Source organism: Paenibacillus sp. NFR01, assembly GCF_900111565.1.
GTDB lineage: Bacteria > Bacillota > Bacilli > Paenibacillales > Paenibacillaceae > Paenibacillus_AQ.
The window spans coordinates 2060465-2075040 of sequence record NZ_FOIK01000001.1 but is presented as its reverse complement, the minus strand read 5'-3'; the positions used below and the strand labels follow the sequence as shown (position 1 = coordinate 2075040).

General features: G+C 56.7%; 14 protein-coding genes. 11 read left to right on the top strand and 3 right to left on the bottom strand.

Annotation, left to right across the window (positions count from 1 at the left end; all coding sequences use genetic code 11):
• Positions 1-70 precede the first annotated feature (70 nt).
• The 4 genes from BMW84_RS09625 to metE all read left to right on the top strand — a co-directional run bounded on the left by BMW84_RS09625 (position 71) and on the right by metE (position 6091).
• Positions 71-841 (top strand): ABC transporter ATP-binding protein, encoded by a 771-nt coding sequence (locus BMW84_RS09625; protein WP_091067114.1) that lies wholly within the window; start codon positions 71-73, stop codon positions 839-841.
• A complete protein-coding gene (locus BMW84_RS09620; protein WP_091067111.1) occupies positions 816-2765 on the top strand; it encodes an ABC transporter permease in 1950 nt (649 codons plus the stop codon). Before BMW84_RS09625 ends, BMW84_RS09620 begins: the two co-directional genes overlap by 26 nt.
• A gap of 16 nt (positions 2766-2781) precedes the next feature.
• The gene (locus tag BMW84_RS09615) at positions 2782-3645 is read left to right on the top strand and encodes an undecaprenyl-diphosphate phosphatase (protein ID WP_091067109.1); all 864 of its coding nucleotides are present in this window, start codon (positions 2782-2784) and stop codon (positions 3643-3645) included.
• 145 nt (positions 3646-3790) lie between these two features.
• Positions 3791-6091 (top strand): 5-methyltetrahydropteroyltriglutamate--homocysteine S-methyltransferase, encoded by a 2301-nt coding sequence (metE, locus tag BMW84_RS09610; RefSeq protein ID WP_091067106.1) that lies wholly within the window; start codon positions 3791-3793, stop codon positions 6089-6091.
• 71 nt (positions 6092-6162) lie between these two features.
• On the opposite strand, the gene BMW84_RS09605 is transcribed toward metE, so the two are convergent.
• Entirely contained in the window at positions 6163-6315 is a 153-nt protein-coding gene (locus BMW84_RS09605) for a DUF1540 domain-containing protein (RefSeq protein WP_091067104.1), read from the bottom strand.
• A 333-nt stretch (positions 6316-6648) separates the two neighbouring features.
• Here BMW84_RS09605 and BMW84_RS09600 point away from each other — a divergent pair, with 333 nt between their 5' ends.
• Complete coding sequence (locus BMW84_RS09600) at positions 6649-7788, top strand: DUF4349 domain-containing protein (RefSeq protein WP_091067101.1); 1140 nt, start codon at positions 6649-6651, stop codon at positions 7786-7788.
• A 212-nt stretch (positions 7789-8000) separates the two neighbouring features.
• Here BMW84_RS09600 and msrB read toward each other — a convergent pair whose 3' ends face one another.
• Both msrB and BMW84_RS09590 read right to left on the bottom strand, forming a co-directional pair.
• Entirely contained in the window at positions 8001-8978 is a 978-nt protein-coding gene (msrB, locus tag BMW84_RS09595) for a peptide-methionine (R)-S-oxide reductase MsrB (RefSeq protein ID WP_091067099.1), read from the bottom strand.
• A gap of 139 nt (positions 8979-9117) precedes the next feature.
• A complete protein-coding gene (locus BMW84_RS09590; RefSeq protein ID WP_091067097.1) occupies positions 9118-9729 on the bottom strand; it encodes a TVP38/TMEM64 family protein in 612 nt (203 codons plus the stop codon).
• 151 nt (positions 9730-9880) lie between these two features.
• On the opposite strand from BMW84_RS09590, the gene BMW84_RS09585 reads away from it, so the two are divergent.
• The 6 genes from BMW84_RS09585 (at position 9881) to BMW84_RS09560 (ending at position 14374) form a co-directional block, all read left to right on the top strand.
• Positions 9881-10822 carry a Gfo/Idh/MocA family protein gene (locus BMW84_RS09585; protein ID WP_091067094.1) on the top strand — a complete coding sequence of 314 codons (942 nt, stop codon included), beginning with the start codon at positions 9881-9883 and terminating at the stop codon, positions 10820-10822.
• Between the two features lie 15 nt (positions 10823-10837).
• Positions 10838-11158, top strand: a complete 321-nt coding sequence (locus BMW84_RS09580) for a hypothetical protein (RefSeq protein WP_091067091.1) — start codon at positions 10838-10840, stop codon at positions 11156-11158.
• Between the two features lie 126 nt (positions 11159-11284).
• Positions 11285-11602 (top strand): winged helix-turn-helix transcriptional regulator, encoded by a 318-nt coding sequence (locus BMW84_RS09575; protein WP_091067090.1) that lies wholly within the window; start codon positions 11285-11287, stop codon positions 11600-11602.
• Positions 11603-11961: 359 nt separating this feature from the next.
• Entirely contained in the window at positions 11962-12684 is a 723-nt protein-coding gene (locus BMW84_RS09570; RefSeq protein ID WP_091067087.1) for a hypothetical protein, read from the top strand.
• Positions 12685-12803: 119 nt separating this feature from the next.
• Entirely contained in the window at positions 12804-13529 is a 726-nt protein-coding gene (gene ric / locus BMW84_RS09565; RefSeq protein WP_091067085.1) for an iron-sulfur cluster repair di-iron protein, read from the top strand.
• A 179-nt stretch (positions 13530-13708) separates the two neighbouring features.
• A complete protein-coding gene (locus BMW84_RS09560) occupies positions 13709-14374 on the top strand; it encodes a hypothetical protein (RefSeq protein WP_139209603.1) in 666 nt (221 codons plus the stop codon).
• Positions 14375-14576: the final 202 nt, after the last annotated feature.

Sequence of the window (14576 nt, the reverse complement as noted above, 5' to 3'; positions counted from 1 at the left end):
TTTCTGAAATGGCGGGCAGGCGTGACGCATCGATATACTAAAAATAATCCAAGCGGAAGGGGGAGCGCCGTTGTCCCTGCTGGACGTTAGGCAATTATCCAAAATTTATGCGGGCAAGGTTGCAACACGCGCGCTTCATCATATCGACTTCACGGTGGAGCCGGGCGAATTCGTCGGCATCATGGGTCCTTCGGGCAGCGGCAAAACGACGCTGCTCAACCTGATCGCCACCGTCGATGAGCCCACCTCCGGCGAGGTGCTGATTGAAGGCCGCAACCCGCACCTGCTTCCGCGCCGGGAAAAGGCGCTGTTCCGGCGCAGCCGGCTCGGGTTTGTCCATCAGCAGTTTAACCTGCTGGATACGCTGACGATTGAAGAGAATATTCTCCTGCCGTTAACGCTTGCCGATACGCCGCTATCGGAGATGGCGGAGCGGCTTGGCAGCGCGGCGGAGAGGCTGGGGATATCCGGCCTGCTGGCCAAACGAACGCGGGAAATCTCCGGCGGGCAAATGCAGCGGGCGGCAATTGCCCGGGCAGTTATTCACCGCCCGGCGCTGATCCTGGCTGACGAGCCGACCGGCAGCCTCGATTCGCAGGCCGCGGCTGAGGTGATGGGGCTCCTTGCGGAGATCAGCGAAGCGGAAGGACGGACGGTGCTGATGGCGACGCATGATGCGGTCGCCGCCAGCTTTTGCCACCGTGTCATCTTCATCAAGGACGGCCGGTTCTACAACGAGATTTACCGGGGCGGCAGCCGGAACGCTTTTTTCCAGAACATTATCGACATGCTGTCGCTCCTGGGAGGCGCGGGTTATGACCTTTCGGCAATTCGCCGCTAGAAACGTCCTCCGGAACATCCGCAAATATGCCGCGTATTTCGTCAGCAGCGCGTTTTCGGTCATGGTGTTTTTTCTCTGTGCCCTGTTTGCCTTTCATCCGGCGATTAAAGGGGACTTTATCCTGCGCACGGCGGCAAATACGATGCTGGTGGCCGAAGGCGTTATTTATCTCTTCTGCTTCCTGTTCGTGCTCGTATCGGTCGGATCGTTCCTGCAGTCGCGGCGGCTGGAGTTCGGCTTGCTGCTGATGCACGGAATGACGAAAAGGCAGCTGCACGCCATGATCTTTTTGGAAAATATGCTGATCGGCAGCGCGGCAATCCTTACGGGAACGCTGCTTGGCCTGCTGCTCGGCAAGCTCTTCCTCATGATCGGCTCCGCTTCTCTCGGCATCGCGCCGATGCCGTTCTACCTGACTTGGCAGGCGCCGGTACTCACCGTAAGCAGCTTTGCGCTGCTGTTCGTGCTGATCTCGCTGGCCTCCTTTGCGCTGCTGCGCAGCGGCCCGCTGCCGAAGCGGATGCACGAGAGCCGGGACAATGGGGCCCCGGCGCCGCGGGCTTCGGGTCTTGGTGCGGCGGCGGCCGTGCTGCTGCTGGCGCTGGGTTATGTCCTGGCGGCCCGTACCGGTGCGGCGCTGGTGGAGTTTATGATGTTTCCGGTGGTGGCCATTACCGTCGCCGGAACCTATCTCTTTTATACGCAGCTCAGCTTGTATGCCGTTCAACTGCTGCGGCGCATCCGCCGCTTCTATTACCGCCGGATGAACATGGTGACCTTCTCCGGCCTGGCACACCGCTGGAAAGATAACGGCCGGATGTTCTTCCTGGTGACCATCGTGTCGGCGGTGTCCTTTACCTCGGTCGGCGTTTTTGCCTCGATCCACACCTTGTCCGGCGAGCTGGAGCTGGATTATCCGGCGGCGGTCGGCTATGTGGCAAAAGGTGAACAGGACAAGGAGGAAACGGAGCATCTGGCCCAAATCCGCAGCGAGCTGGAAGCGCGGAAGCTGGCATTCGAGACGCTTAGCGTTGATATCAAATACGCCGCAGTCGCTTCCCAAACCGGGCCGGACCGAACGGAGCGCCTGCCGCTCATTGCGTTCAGCGCCTATAAGCAGGCGGTGGAGGCGGCGGGGTTTGCCTCGCCCGCCGCCGGGCCCTCCGGTACCGACGGGTGGGTGATGATCGGCTCCCAGCGCGACAAAAGCCTGGTTCCGGTCCGGCACCGGGCGGTCTACACGCTGGAGCAGGGCATTTCGGTCCGCGAGAGCGATTATACGCCGCAGGTGCCGATTGCCGAGTATTTGCTGCCCGAGCTGGACGGCCGGATCGGCGGCGATTTCAGCGGGCTCGTCGTCAGCGATGAGCTGTATGCGGCGGTCCGGCCGCAGCAGACCGACCGGTATACCGGCTTCTACACACCGGATCTGCATGGCACGGTCGGTATCGCCGCAGGCCTGGCGCGAAGCGGCAAGTCGGCTTATGAGGAAACCGCGCCATATGCGCTGGTGGTCAGCGGAACGCTGTTTGAGATCCAGCGGACGCAGTACAGCGCGATGCTGCTGGCATCGCTGCTTGCCGGCACTGTCTTTTTCATTGCGGCGGGGAGCTTCCTGTATTTCCGGCTGTACATGGATTTGGAGCATGACCGGCAGGAATACGCGGCGTTGTCGAGGATGGGGTTGACCGACCAGGAGCTGGACCGCTCGGTTACGCTGCAGCTGGCCCTGCTGTTTTTTGTGCCGGTGCTGCTCGCAATCGTTCACAGCCTGTTTGCTTTTATCGCGCTGCAAAAGCTGTTTTATTTGTCCATCGCGGCGCAGACGGGTACGGTGCTCGGCGGATATCTCGCCGCTCAAGGCTTGTATTTTTGGCTGATCCGAAACCGGTACTTGCGCAATCTAAAGAAAAACCTGATCTGAACAAGGAGGAAAGACCATGGACTTGCTGAACCTGATCAAAGCCCTGATTCTGGGGATCGTGGAAGGACTGACCGAATTTGCTCCCGTATCCTCGACGGGTCATATGATTATTGTCGACGACATGTGGCTGAAGTCGATGGACTTTCTGGGGAAATATACTGCCAACACGTTCAAAATTGTCATTCAGCTCGGCTCGATTCTCGCGGTGGTGGTGGTGTTCCGCAACCGTTTCATCGATTTGCTGGGCCTGAAGCGGCTGAGCCGCAAGGAGCGGACACCGGTTCCGGAAGGCGAGGACGCCGTTGCCCCGTCCGGCAGCCGGCTGAAGCTGGCCCAGGTGCTGGTCGGCCTGATTCCGGCTGGCGTGCTCGGCTTTATTTTCGACGATTATATCGATGAGCATTTATTCTCGACCCGGACGGTGCTGATCGGGCTGGTGCTGGGAGCGATCCTGATGATTCTGGCCGACCGTTTCGCTCCGAAAAAAACGACGGCGGAGACCGTAGACCAGATTACATATAGACAGGCGCTATCGGTCGGACTCGTGCAATGCCTCTCGCTGTGGCCGGGATTTTCGCGCTCCGGTTCGACCATATCCGGCGGGGTGCTGCTCGGGATGAGCCACCGCGCCGCGGCGGATTTCACCTTCATCATGGCCGTGCCGATCATGGCCGGGGCCAGCCTGATTTCACTGCTGAAGAACTGGCAGTATTTTACGCTCGACGCGCTGCCGTTTTTTATCGTCGGCTTTCTCAGCGCCTTTGTCTTCGCGCTTTTATCCATCCGTTTCTTCCTGAAGCTGATCAACCGCATCAAGCTCATGCCTTTTGCCATATACCGGATCTTGCTGGCGGCCGTCGTGTATCTGGTCTGGTTCTGAGGCTGGCCGAATAACCTGCAGAAGCCCATTTGCCCTTATTTGCTATAGACAATATGTATAACCTGGACCCCCGGTTTTCCCTTGCGGACACCCTGGGGTCTTGTCGTATGATGACCTCAGATTACAGGATGAGGGGCGAAGGACAATGAGCACAGTGAAAACGAGCAATCTCGGATACCCGAGAATCGGCAGGAACCGGGAATGGAAAAAACGGCTGGAAGCGTTCTGGGCCGGAAAAATCGACGAGCAGACGTTCCGTGCGGACATGGATGAGATCCGGCTCGGCCATCTGCTGGACCAGCAGGCGGCCGGCATCTCGCTGATCCCGGTCGGTGACTTCACTTTTTATGACCATGTGCTGGACGCCGCGGTGATGTTCGGCGCGATTCCGCAGCGGTACGCCTATGACGGCGGGGCGGTTTCGCTCGATCTCTACTTCTCGATGGCGCGCGGCAGCCAAACCGCCCCGGCCTGCGAAATGACGAAATGGTTCAATACCAACTACCACTATATCGTGCCGGAGCTGGGCAGCGGCTGGACGCCCCGCCTGACGGAGAACAAGCCGCTGGAAGCCTACCGTTTCGCCAAGGAGCGGGCGGGTATCGAAGGCAAGCCGGTCCTTATCGGCCCGTATACCTTTCTGAAGCTGTCCAAAGGTTTTCCGGCGGCGGAATTGGCGGGCCAGGCACGGCGCCTGCTGCCGGTCTATATCACCGTACTGCAGCAGCTGCAGGCTGAAGGCGTCCTCTGGGTACAGATCGACGAGCCGGCTGTCGTGACCGGTCTGCCGGAGGCCGAACTCCGGCTTCTGGAGGAGCTGTACACGGAGATCGCCGCAGCCGTTCCGGAATTGAAGCTGCTGCTGCAGACGTATTTCGAGGCCGCGGAGCCGCTGGAGGTTCTGCTGCGTCTGCCGGTCGCAGGCCTAGGCCTGGATCTGGTCCATGACGGCGGAGCGAACCTGGCCGCGATCGAGAAGCTGGGCTGGCCGCAGGACAAATGGCTCGGCGCCGGCCTGATCGACGGGCGCAACATCTGGCGCGCCGATCTCGACGCGAAGCTGGCGCTGGCCGCGCGCCTGCTCCGCCAGGTGCCGCAGGAGCGGCTGCTGCTGCAGCCATCCTGCAGCCTGCTGCATGTGCCGGTATCCGCCGCCGGCGAAACCGGCCTGAAGCCGGCCGTGAAGGGCGCGCTCGCCTTCGCGGAAGAGAAGCTGGGCGAGCTGCGCTTGCTCGCCGCCGCCCTGGAAGACGGCGCGGACCGGCATGCCGCCGCGCTCGAAGAGAGCCGCGCGGCGCTGGCCGCCTTCCGCGCGCTGCCGGAGCGCCGCCGCGAGGATGTGGCGGCGCAGCTTGCGGGGCTGCGGCAGCTTGAGGGCCGTCGCAGTGCGCCTTTCGCCGAGCGCGCGGCGCTGCAGCGGCGCAAATGGCGTCTGCCGCTCCTGCCGACGACGACGATCGGCAGCTTCCCGCAGACGCCGGAAGTGCGCCAGGCGCGGCTGAAATGGCGCACCGGCGTGTGGAGCCAGACGCGGTACGACCGCTTCATCCGCGAGCAGATCGAAGCCGCTATCCGCTTCCAGGAGGAGATTGGGCTCGACGTGCTGGTGCACGGCGAATTCGAACGCACGGACATGGTGGAATTTTTCGGGGAGAAGCTGGACGGCTTCCTGTTCACCCGCGGGGGCTGGGTGCAGTCGTACGGCTCGCGCTGCGTGAAGCCGCCGGTCATCTACGCCGATGTGGCCTATGTCGAACCAATGACGGTGAAGGAGAGCGTCTATGCTCAGTCGCTGACGGAGCTACCGGTTAAGGGTATGCTTACCGGTCCGGTGACCATTCTGAACTGGTCGTTTGTCCGCGACGATCTGGGCCGTGACGAGGTGTCCAGACAGATCGCACTGGCGCTGCGGCATGAAGTCCGGGCGCTGGAGGAAGCCGGCATCGAGATGATTCAGGTAGATGAGCCGGCGGTGCGTGAAGGCCTGCCGCTTAAAGCGGAGGACCATAAAGCTTATCTGGACTGGGCCGTTCAGGCGTTCCGTATTGCGGCGCATCCCGTGCACAGCGAAACGCAAATTCATACCCATATGTGCTATTGCGAATTCAGCGATATGATCGCTTCCATAGCCGATATGGATGCCGATGTCATTTCAATAGAAACCTCGCGCAGCCATGGCGAGCTGCTGACGGCTTTTGAAGAACAGGGCTATGAGAAGGGAATCGGTCTGGGCGTTTACGATATCCACAGTCCGCGGGTACCGGGAGTGGAAGAGATCGGGAGGAACATCGAACAGGCGCTTCGGGTGCTGGATGCGGAGCAATTCTGGATCAATCCGGACTGCGGGCTGAAGACCCGGGGCTGGGAAGAGACCGGCGCCGCGCTGCGGAATATGGTTGAAGCAGCCAAGCAGGCGAGGGAGAAAACAATTCTGCAAAATGCTTGATAATAATTCTCAGTGCTGTTAAAATGGAAAAAGAAAAGAAGGAACCGTGGAGGGCTCCTTCTTTATTCCGGCTATTTGCTTTCGAATGTTTTACAGTCCGTTTCTTCGGACTTCTTAGGCTCCTGGGAGCTGTGGTAAGCAACAAAAATGGATTCTGCGTTGCATTTGTTGTTTTCTGCCCAATACGTGCAGGAGTTTACAGCACACAATACGTCTTTTGCCATGAGGTTCACCTCCCCATTCCGTGGATTGCATCGTAATTAAGATGAACGTTAGCAGGCTGTTCAGACAAGGTGGAGCTTGTCCGAGCAGACATGACCCTCATTTCCAGCGAATTGAGGGTTTTGTGTCCGTATAGACACCTAAATTGTAGCAAATGAAGCACTTTTTCGCAAACAAAACCATTCCGTGAGGGATGGTTTTTTGTGTTGCATCTTTTATTTTGCGCGATAATTCTAAGAAATAAACCGGTTCCCGGCATTTGCTGCAACCTTCCAGCATTTGGTTCGTCTGAGAAGGATATATAACAATTACCATTTCAGCAATGGAGGGTTTGTATGAGAAAACGGGGGCTCTACATTTTCATTGGATTTATGGTAATGATGCTCATGCTGGCAGGTTGCGGGGCGGCCTCGGACAACGATGCGGCTGCGGACACGGGCTCGTCTGATGCAGCGGCGATGACGGAGGCGGCGGAAGCGCCTGCGGCTGCACCGCTCGCAGGAGCGGATGAGCAATTTTCGGCGTCAGTGGCAGATTCCGGTCAAACCGCTGCCGCAGCGGATACTTCCAAGACAAGCTCGTCCGTTCTGGAGACCGAGAAGGCGTCCGAAACTGCCGCCGGATTCACGGGCAGCGCCGAAACCGCGGACGGATTAAACAAAAAGCTGATCTACAAGGCGAATCTCGCCATGGAAGTCAAGGACTACGGCGCTGCGCAAACCGAGGTGCGGAATCTCATTACATTGGCAAACGGTTACATCGTTGAGTTCAACGAAAACACGTCGGAGTATGAGCAAGGCGGAACCTTTGTGCTGAAAGTGCCGGCGGGCGGCTTTTCTTCGTTCCTGAACAAACTGGAGCAGGTGGAGCATAAAAGCATCCAGCGCAGCATCCAGGGACAGGATGTATCCGAGGAATATGTCGATCTGGGATCGCGGCTCAAAGCCAAGCAGCTCATGGAAGCCCAATATGTCGAATTTATGAAAAAAGCGACCAAATCCGCCGACCTCGTCGCATTCGCCAACCAGCTCGGCGCCATCCAGGAGGAAATTGAGACCCTTAAAGGCCGGATGCGCTACATCGATCAGAACGTCTCGTTCTCCACGATCGAGCTTCGCCTGTACCAACCTGAGGTCAAAACAGCGGCAGTCGATGATGAAAAAGAAGCAAAGCCGCTGTCCGAACGCGTATCCGATGCGCTGAACGGTAGTCTGAACGCAATTTCCGTTACCTTCCAGTGGCTGGTCATCGTTTTGGCCGGCGCACTGCCGATCCTTATTCTTGCCGGGATCGTACTGGCAATATTCCTTGCCATCCGGAGAAAAAGCAAACCGCGCGGCAACCGGCTGGAACGGTTCGCTCCGGCGGAGGAAGGGAGCTTAACCGCCCCGCTTTCTCCGAGCGGCCCTGCTCCCCACAAGGTAGCCGGTAAGACGGATGATGTTGAGCCGGAGCCGGAGGATACCGGCAAGTAGAGGAACGCTAAAAACCGCCCCGGGCAGCTGATCATTCGGCTGTCCCGGGGCGGTTTTTTTGTGAAATGGCGATCGCGCGTCAGCTGCGGCGAACCTCTCATTTTATGCGAATTAGTGGGAGGTTAGGCGAAGTGTGACGGAGCCGAAACGGAATGCGGCAGCATCGCGATTGTTCCCGCGTGCCTCCACCGCAGTCCGTGTCTCCGGGCATTTCAGTCAAACAGCACCTTATACTCTCCATAGCCTTCCTTCTCCAGTTCCTCTTTTGGAACGAAGCGAAGCGCAGCCGAGTTGATGCAGTAGCGCAGCCCCTCCGGCCCAGGACCGTCGGGGAAGACGTGACCAAGGTGCGAATCGGCCGTCTTGCTGCGAACTTCCGTCCGCACCATGAAGTGGCTGACGTCGGTTTTTTCCTTCACCGCATACTCGCGGAGCGGCCGGGTAAAGCTCGGCCAGCCGCAGCCGGAATCGTATTTGTCGAGCGAGCTGAACAGCGGTTCGCCGGAGACGATGTCGACGTAGATTCCGTCGCCGTGATGATCCCAGAAGTCGTTGCGGAACGGCGGTTCGGTGGCATTATTTTGCGTCACCTCGTACTGCAGAGGCGTCAGGCGCGCTTTCAGGCTGTCTTTGTCCTCATTATGCGTCCAGTGTTTTTCGATAAACGCTTCCCGGCCCGAGCCTTTGCGGTAACGTTTGTAGTGGGCGGGATTTTTATGATGGTACCCCTGATGGTAGGTCTCGGCAGGGTAAAAGGTTGCAGCCGGCAGAATCGGCGTCACAATCGGCTTGTCAAAGCGGCCGCTTGCCGCCAGCTCCGCTTTGGAAGCTTCCGCTTCCCGCCGCTGCTCATCCGACTGGACAAAGATCGCCGTCTGGTAGGATGAACCGCGGTCATGGAATTGTCCGCCGGCATCGGTAGGATCGATTTGCTGCCAAAACAGCTCGACCAGCTTGCGGTAAGGAAAGATATTAGGGTCAAAGGTAATCTGAACCGCTTCTACATGCCCCGTTGTCTCCGAGCATACTTCCTCGTAAGTCGGATTAACCGTATGTCCGCCGGTATAGCCGGATACGACCTCGATAATCCCCGGCAGTTCTTCAAACGGCGATACCATGCACCAGAAGCAGCCGCCGGCAAAGATTGCCTTCTCCGTTTTTTGTTTATATTCAGCTTGTTGTTCGCTCATTGAAGTCCCTCCAAATCGCGCATTATAATCACGCAATGAAATTTATCGCAATTTAATTATAATTTAAACTATTAACATTCGCCAGCAATAGCCGGGACAAAGATCCGGCACTGAGAATAAGATCAGCCGACCCCGCCATTTATTTCGCGCGGAAAGCCCGAGGCACCAGCGCAAAGCCTGCCGCCAGCAGGACCGCACCGTAAGCCGCCACCGCCATCACCGCGCTGCGCGGATGATGGAACATTTCCCCGCCGAGGAAAGCATACAGCGAGATCCCCGGGATTTTTCCCAGCGCCGAGGCGCCCAGGTAACTCCAAAACCGTAAGCCGGCGACACCGGCATAAACGTTGACCGCGGTTTGGGGAATGATAGGGGTCAGCCGGGCTAGCACGATAGACAGAAAGGGGCGTTTTTTCACCATTGCCGTAAATTTACCGAGCGCGGGAACGGCGGCCAGATAAGCTTTCGCTTTTTGCTGAAAGGCCGATTTAACCAACCCGTAGATCAGCGCAGAGGCCAGCGTCGATGCGGCCCAGCAGATGAGCGCAGCCGTCAGGCTTCCGTAAGCATATCCCAGCAGGCCGATCACCAGCTTGTAAGGCAGCACGGGAAACAGTGCCAGGAGTGCGGCAGCCCCCGCGGTAAGCGGAAGATGGCGGCCTTCCTGAAGCCAGCCGAGAATCGGAGTCCTGTATAAGAACACTGTGCAGGCTCCGCCGATATAAATGAACAGGATCAGCCATTTTTTCATGCCACTCCGCCCTTTCTGCGTCTTTTATCCATCATACTGAAAAAAATGCCGTAAATGAAGCAAAGATCATTGTCGCCGCCATTTGCGGCGTTATAATACATTTATATAGCATCCGACAAGCGGGAACCGTGCGGATGAAGGAGGTGCAGCAATGAGAGTTCCCGAACGCAAACGAGTTGCCATGATCGGAATCGGGGATATTGCCCGCAAGGTGTATTTGCCGCTGTTATCCCGGCATGATCAGGCAGAGGTCATCGGCATTTTGAGCCATTCCCCGCAGACCGTACGCACGGCGGTATCCTCGTACCGTTTCCCCAAAGGTACCACGGAGCTGGACGAGCTGTTGTCCTGGAGGCCGGATGCGGTGTTCGTCCATAGCCCGACGCCGACGCATTTTGATATTGTCATGAAATGCCTCGGGAACGGCGTGTCTGTATATGTGGATAAGCCGCTGTCCTACGATTTGGACGAAGCGGAGCGGATGGCTGCGCTGGCGGCGGACAAAGGTTTGCTGCTGGCTGTCGGCTTTAATCGCCGGTATGCGCCGATGTATGTCGCTGCCAAAGCCTGGCTGGAGAAAGCGGGCGGCATTAGCCACTGCCAGGCGGTCAAGCACCGGACCCGGACGCAAAGCGCAACGAGCCGGGAGACGGTATTCGATGATTTGATCCACATGCTGGATTTGCTCCTGTGGCTTTGCGGCAATGATTATGATTTGCTGAAACATTCGCTTTATGCGGATACTGAAGGAAGACTGCTGCGGGCTGCCGGGATGGTCGGCTGGAGCGGCGGAGTCTCGGGCGTTTACAGCATGGTGCGCGATGCCGGCGCCGATCTCGAGAAACTGGAGCTGCACGGTAACGGACGTTCGGTCGAAGTGGCCGATATGGAGCGGGCAGTCTTGTATGAAAAAGGCGCACTCCCGCGCACGCAGTCCTTCGGAAGCTGGGATACGGTATTGGAACGGCGGGGATTCAGCGGGGTGGTCGGCCATTTTTTGAATACGCTGGATACGCCGGAGCTTTGCCAGGTCTCCGCAGCTGCTGTACTGCCAAGCCACAGGCTGGCCGCGGCGCTGGCGGATGGCGTATAGAGAGGAAGAGACAACATGGACGATTACCGCAAGGAAGTCGAGGAACGAATTATCGAAAGCTACAAACAGGAAGAAGAAATGATGATTCTGGTGTTTGCGCAGTGGTGCGTGAACAACGGGCTGGATCCGCAAAAGCTATATCTGCAGGCCTACCCGAACCAGGAGCATAACCTCGCGCTGGCGAGAGCGCTTGCCCTGACCGTATCCGCCGAGGAAGCCGGGGATATTTCGGACGATACGGTACTCGGCGTGCTGTCGCTGTTCGGCAACGATGATCTGGCATTCGTAGTGACCGAGGCCATTGCCGCAAGGCCGTCATCTGCGGGGCGGGAGTAACGAAATCGACACGGATTTTATAGGCAGTTGACTTTTTTTTGACAAAACGATGTTCAACAGGTAATAAATGTGGTAAAATTATATATACTAACTAATTGTAAGCTTAGTGGGCGAGAGGTGAGAAGAATGGAACAACATCAATTGACGATGTGCCCAAGATTTGAAACGGCTTTTTCTTTTTTGGGAAAACGCTGGAACGGTCTGATTATTCAGACCCTGATGAGCGGGCCAAAGCGGTTCAAGGACATTTCCGGATTGATCCCATCCATGAGCGACAAAATGCTGTCCGAACGGATGAAGGATCTGGAATGCGAAGGCATTCTGGTCCGGCATGTATTCCCGGAAACGCCGGTGCGCATTGAATATGAATTGACGCCGAAAGGCCGCGCACTGGAGCCGGTCATGCAGCAAATCCAATCTTGGGCAGAAAGCTGGGTTAAGTAATTCCCGGCCGGTCTGCTTTTATTTAGCCTCCTTTCAAGGCCTTACCGGTCATTGGAAGGAGGTTTTTTTGCTAAAAAACGCACCGAGGTTGACAGAATGTAATATAATAGAAAAAATTAAAAGACCGCCGCCGGAAGCGCTATCATGATCGGTTGTGGCTTTCGAAGCCAGTTTTGTCGATGCTCACTCGTAGAAGGTTATGCTTACAAAACTTAAGCCCACGCTTTCGAAGCCAGTTTTGTCGATGCTCACTCGTAGAAGGTTATGCTTACAAAACTTAAGCCCATGCTTTCGAAGCCAGTTTTGCCGATGCTCACTCGTAGAAGGTTATGCTTACAAAACTTTTAGGAGGCGAAATCATGACAACCACCCTGTTTTCCCGGGAAATCGTATATGGAAAAAAGGATGTCGCCCTGCTGGAGCACGCTTCGGTCAACGTACAGCTGATCTACGACAAGACCCTGCATATGCTGCACAACCATCTTCCGGATTTTCTGTGGGAAGCATGGATCGGTGTACCGTATGACATCATCTCCTCCTTGTATAAGGGCGACAACGACAGCGGCAGCGTTTTTCAGAAATGGATCCAAAGTCCGGACGGCTGGAAATGCATCGGCTGTGAGCGTCATTGTCTGGAGCCGGGGGAGACCCGTGACGGAAACAAGCCCGGCGCTGCGCGGACCTTCACGTTTCATAACGGCATCCGGCAAAGCATGGTGCTGCAGGCGATGGTGTGGTCGATGTACGAGAATACGCGGCTTTTGGAGCCGTATCTCGGAGACGGGGCGTTTTTGGACGAACGGGACATGGAGACGATCGCGGCCCATTTTGTCCCTACCTACTTGCACAAGGAACGTTTAGCGGCGGCCAATCAGCCGATCAAGGAATATACGGAGAAAAATATCCGCGTCTACCAGCAGTGGATTTCCGCGCCTGACCTGGTGCTGAAATGGAACGGCGGACTAACCGAAGGACGCTGGATGACCGGCGTGTACGTGGACCATTCCCGGTTTGCCGGGCTCGGCCCGTATTTAAAGGATGCTGCCGGCAAACGCACCTATATGCGGGCGACGGTGGAATAAGGAAACCCTGTTCACCAATCGCCACACCTCCAGTGCGCGTAATCACTACGCGGCGCTCCCGCCCGGGTTAAGGTGTATAGGTAAGCAATACCTACCACACACCTTTGAGGAGGGCAAACATGACGACTAATCATGTGCAAAATACAGCAGCAGAGCTGCAATTTACCGGCGAAGAGCTGGTTCGTGACATCGTGCTGAAGTTTCCAAAATCGGCGGACTATTTTAAAAGCAAACGCATCGATTTCTGCTGCGGCGGAGCCAAACCGCTTGCGGAAGTAACGGCAGAGAAGGATATGAATACCGAGGCGGTGCTGGAAGACCTGCATGAGCTGGCGAAAAATCATCCGGTGCTGGAAAGCGATACGGCTTGGGTCGGCGCATCCAGCCAGGAGCTGATCGACTTTATCGTAAACAAACATCACCACTACCTGCGCGAAGAACTGCCGCTCATTGCGCAAAACGTTACGAAAGTGTTCCGGGTGCACGGCGAGGATTCCCCGCATCTGGCCGAGATGTACCGCCTGTTCCACCTGCTGCGCGAGGATCTGCTGAAACATACTGCACAGGAAGAAGAAACCGAGTTTCCGAAAATGCTGGCCTATGAAGCGCAGCCGACTGCGGACGGCTTGAACGAACTCCGCGGCTTGCTGCGCGGGCTGGAAGAAGAGCATGACGGCGCGGGCGAAATTCTGCGCGAGCTTCGCCGGATTACGAATGATTACACCCCGCCGGAGCATGCCTGCACGACCTACCGTCTGACATATGCCCGCCTGGAAGAGCTGGAAGGCATGACCTTCGAGCATGTGCATCTGGAGAACAATATCCTGTTCCTGCGTTACCAATAAGCTTTTTTTGCTATAAAATGCCTCACCCAAGTCCCCTCGGGGACTTTTTTGTTTGATGTGCACCGCCTGAATGCGTTATGCTAAAAACAGTATTAATGCATGCTGGAGTTCCTGCCCGCAAGCCTGGGGCAGAACCTAAAAAAGGCGGTGCGGGTTTGTCCACAAGGCTGTTATGGCGTTTGCTACTGGGAGTTATCATCATATGGACGGCCGGCGGCTGCGCGGCGGACCTTGGGAACGGCGACAGCGGAAGCGCTGCCGGGAGCCAGGGGCCGGCTTTTTCGTTAATGATCGGAGATGCGGAGCGGTCCGGAAGCTCGGCCAGGCAGGTCGGCGAAGCCTACATGCACGGCATTTCGCTGATGGAGCTGCTGAAGAGCAGCGGCATCGTTACGTTTGAGGGCAATGAAATCAAGGAGGTTAACCGGATATCTTTGACCGGCGGATTTGAATGGGAGATACAGCTCAATGGCAAAAAGACCTCCAACTGGAACGCAGGCATCAGCCGTGACGACAGCATAACGATTGTGGCCTTGCCGGATGCATACCACAAGGATGCCCGGCCGGTTATACTCACCGTAAATGGGGGAAGCGGGCAGCTGGAGCTGACGCATTCCTATGTCTACCCTTATACCGACGATCTGACGGTACGGGGACTCTTGAAGAACAGCGGTATTGTTGCTTTTGACGAGTCGGGGAAAACGGTGGCTCAAGTGCTCGATTACAGCCCGCTTACCACTGAGCGCTGGAAGCTGAAATTAAACGGCAAGGGCTTGCTGGACAGCGGCATTGACATGAAGCTGCGTCCGCAGGACGAACTGGAGATCGCTTTGGTCCCGCGTTAACTTTACAAGAGATTCAGCGCAAGCCGGATTCTGCCGCAAGGCAGGCCGGCTTTTTTTGATCTAGTATTGAAGATTATGAATATAAAAATTTGTGAAAGTATTCACATTGGGTGTGATTGCAGTCACTCTTGCCCTTTCTCAATAAAACGTATAATTCGACTATGAGATAAAAATCACAAAGTCCAGCACGTTGAGGAGGGCC

Excerpts from the sequence above, each read along its gene's own strand:
- BMW84_RS09620 (WP_091067111.1), top strand. The coding sequence starts at position 816 with ATGACCTTTCGGCAATTCGCCGCTAGAAACGTCCTCCGGAACATCCGC.
- BMW84_RS09615 (WP_091067109.1), top strand. The coding sequence starts at position 2,782 with ATGGACTTGCTGAACCTGATCAAAGCCCTGATTCTGGGGATCGTGGAA.
- metE (WP_091067106.1), top strand. The coding sequence starts at position 3,791 with ATGAGCACAGTGAAAACGAGCAATCTCGGATACCCGAGAATCGGCAGG.
- BMW84_RS09605 (WP_091067104.1), bottom strand. The coding sequence starts at position 6,315 with ATGGCAAAAGACGTATTGTGTGCTGTAAACTCCTGCACGTATTGGGCA.
- BMW84_RS09600 (WP_091067101.1), top strand. The coding sequence starts at position 6,649 with ATGAGAAAACGGGGGCTCTACATTTTCATTGGATTTATGGTAATGATG.
- msrB (WP_091067099.1), bottom strand. The coding sequence starts at position 8,978 with ATGAGCGAACAACAAGCTGAATATAAACAAAAAACGGAGAAGGCAATC.
- BMW84_RS09590 (WP_091067097.1), bottom strand. The coding sequence starts at position 9,729 with ATGAAAAAATGGCTGATCCTGTTCATTTATATCGGCGGAGCCTGCACA.
- BMW84_RS09585 (WP_091067094.1), top strand. The coding sequence starts at position 9,881 with ATGAGAGTTCCCGAACGCAAACGAGTTGCCATGATCGGAATCGGGGAT.
- BMW84_RS09580 (WP_091067091.1), top strand. The coding sequence starts at position 10,838 with ATGGACGATTACCGCAAGGAAGTCGAGGAACGAATTATCGAAAGCTAC.
- BMW84_RS09575 (WP_091067090.1), top strand. The coding sequence starts at position 11,285 with ATGGAACAACATCAATTGACGATGTGCCCAAGATTTGAAACGGCTTTT.
- BMW84_RS09570 (WP_091067087.1), top strand. The coding sequence starts at position 11,962 with ATGACAACCACCCTGTTTTCCCGGGAAATCGTATATGGAAAAAAGGAT.
- ric (WP_091067085.1), top strand. The coding sequence starts at position 12,804 with ATGACGACTAATCATGTGCAAAATACAGCAGCAGAGCTGCAATTTACC.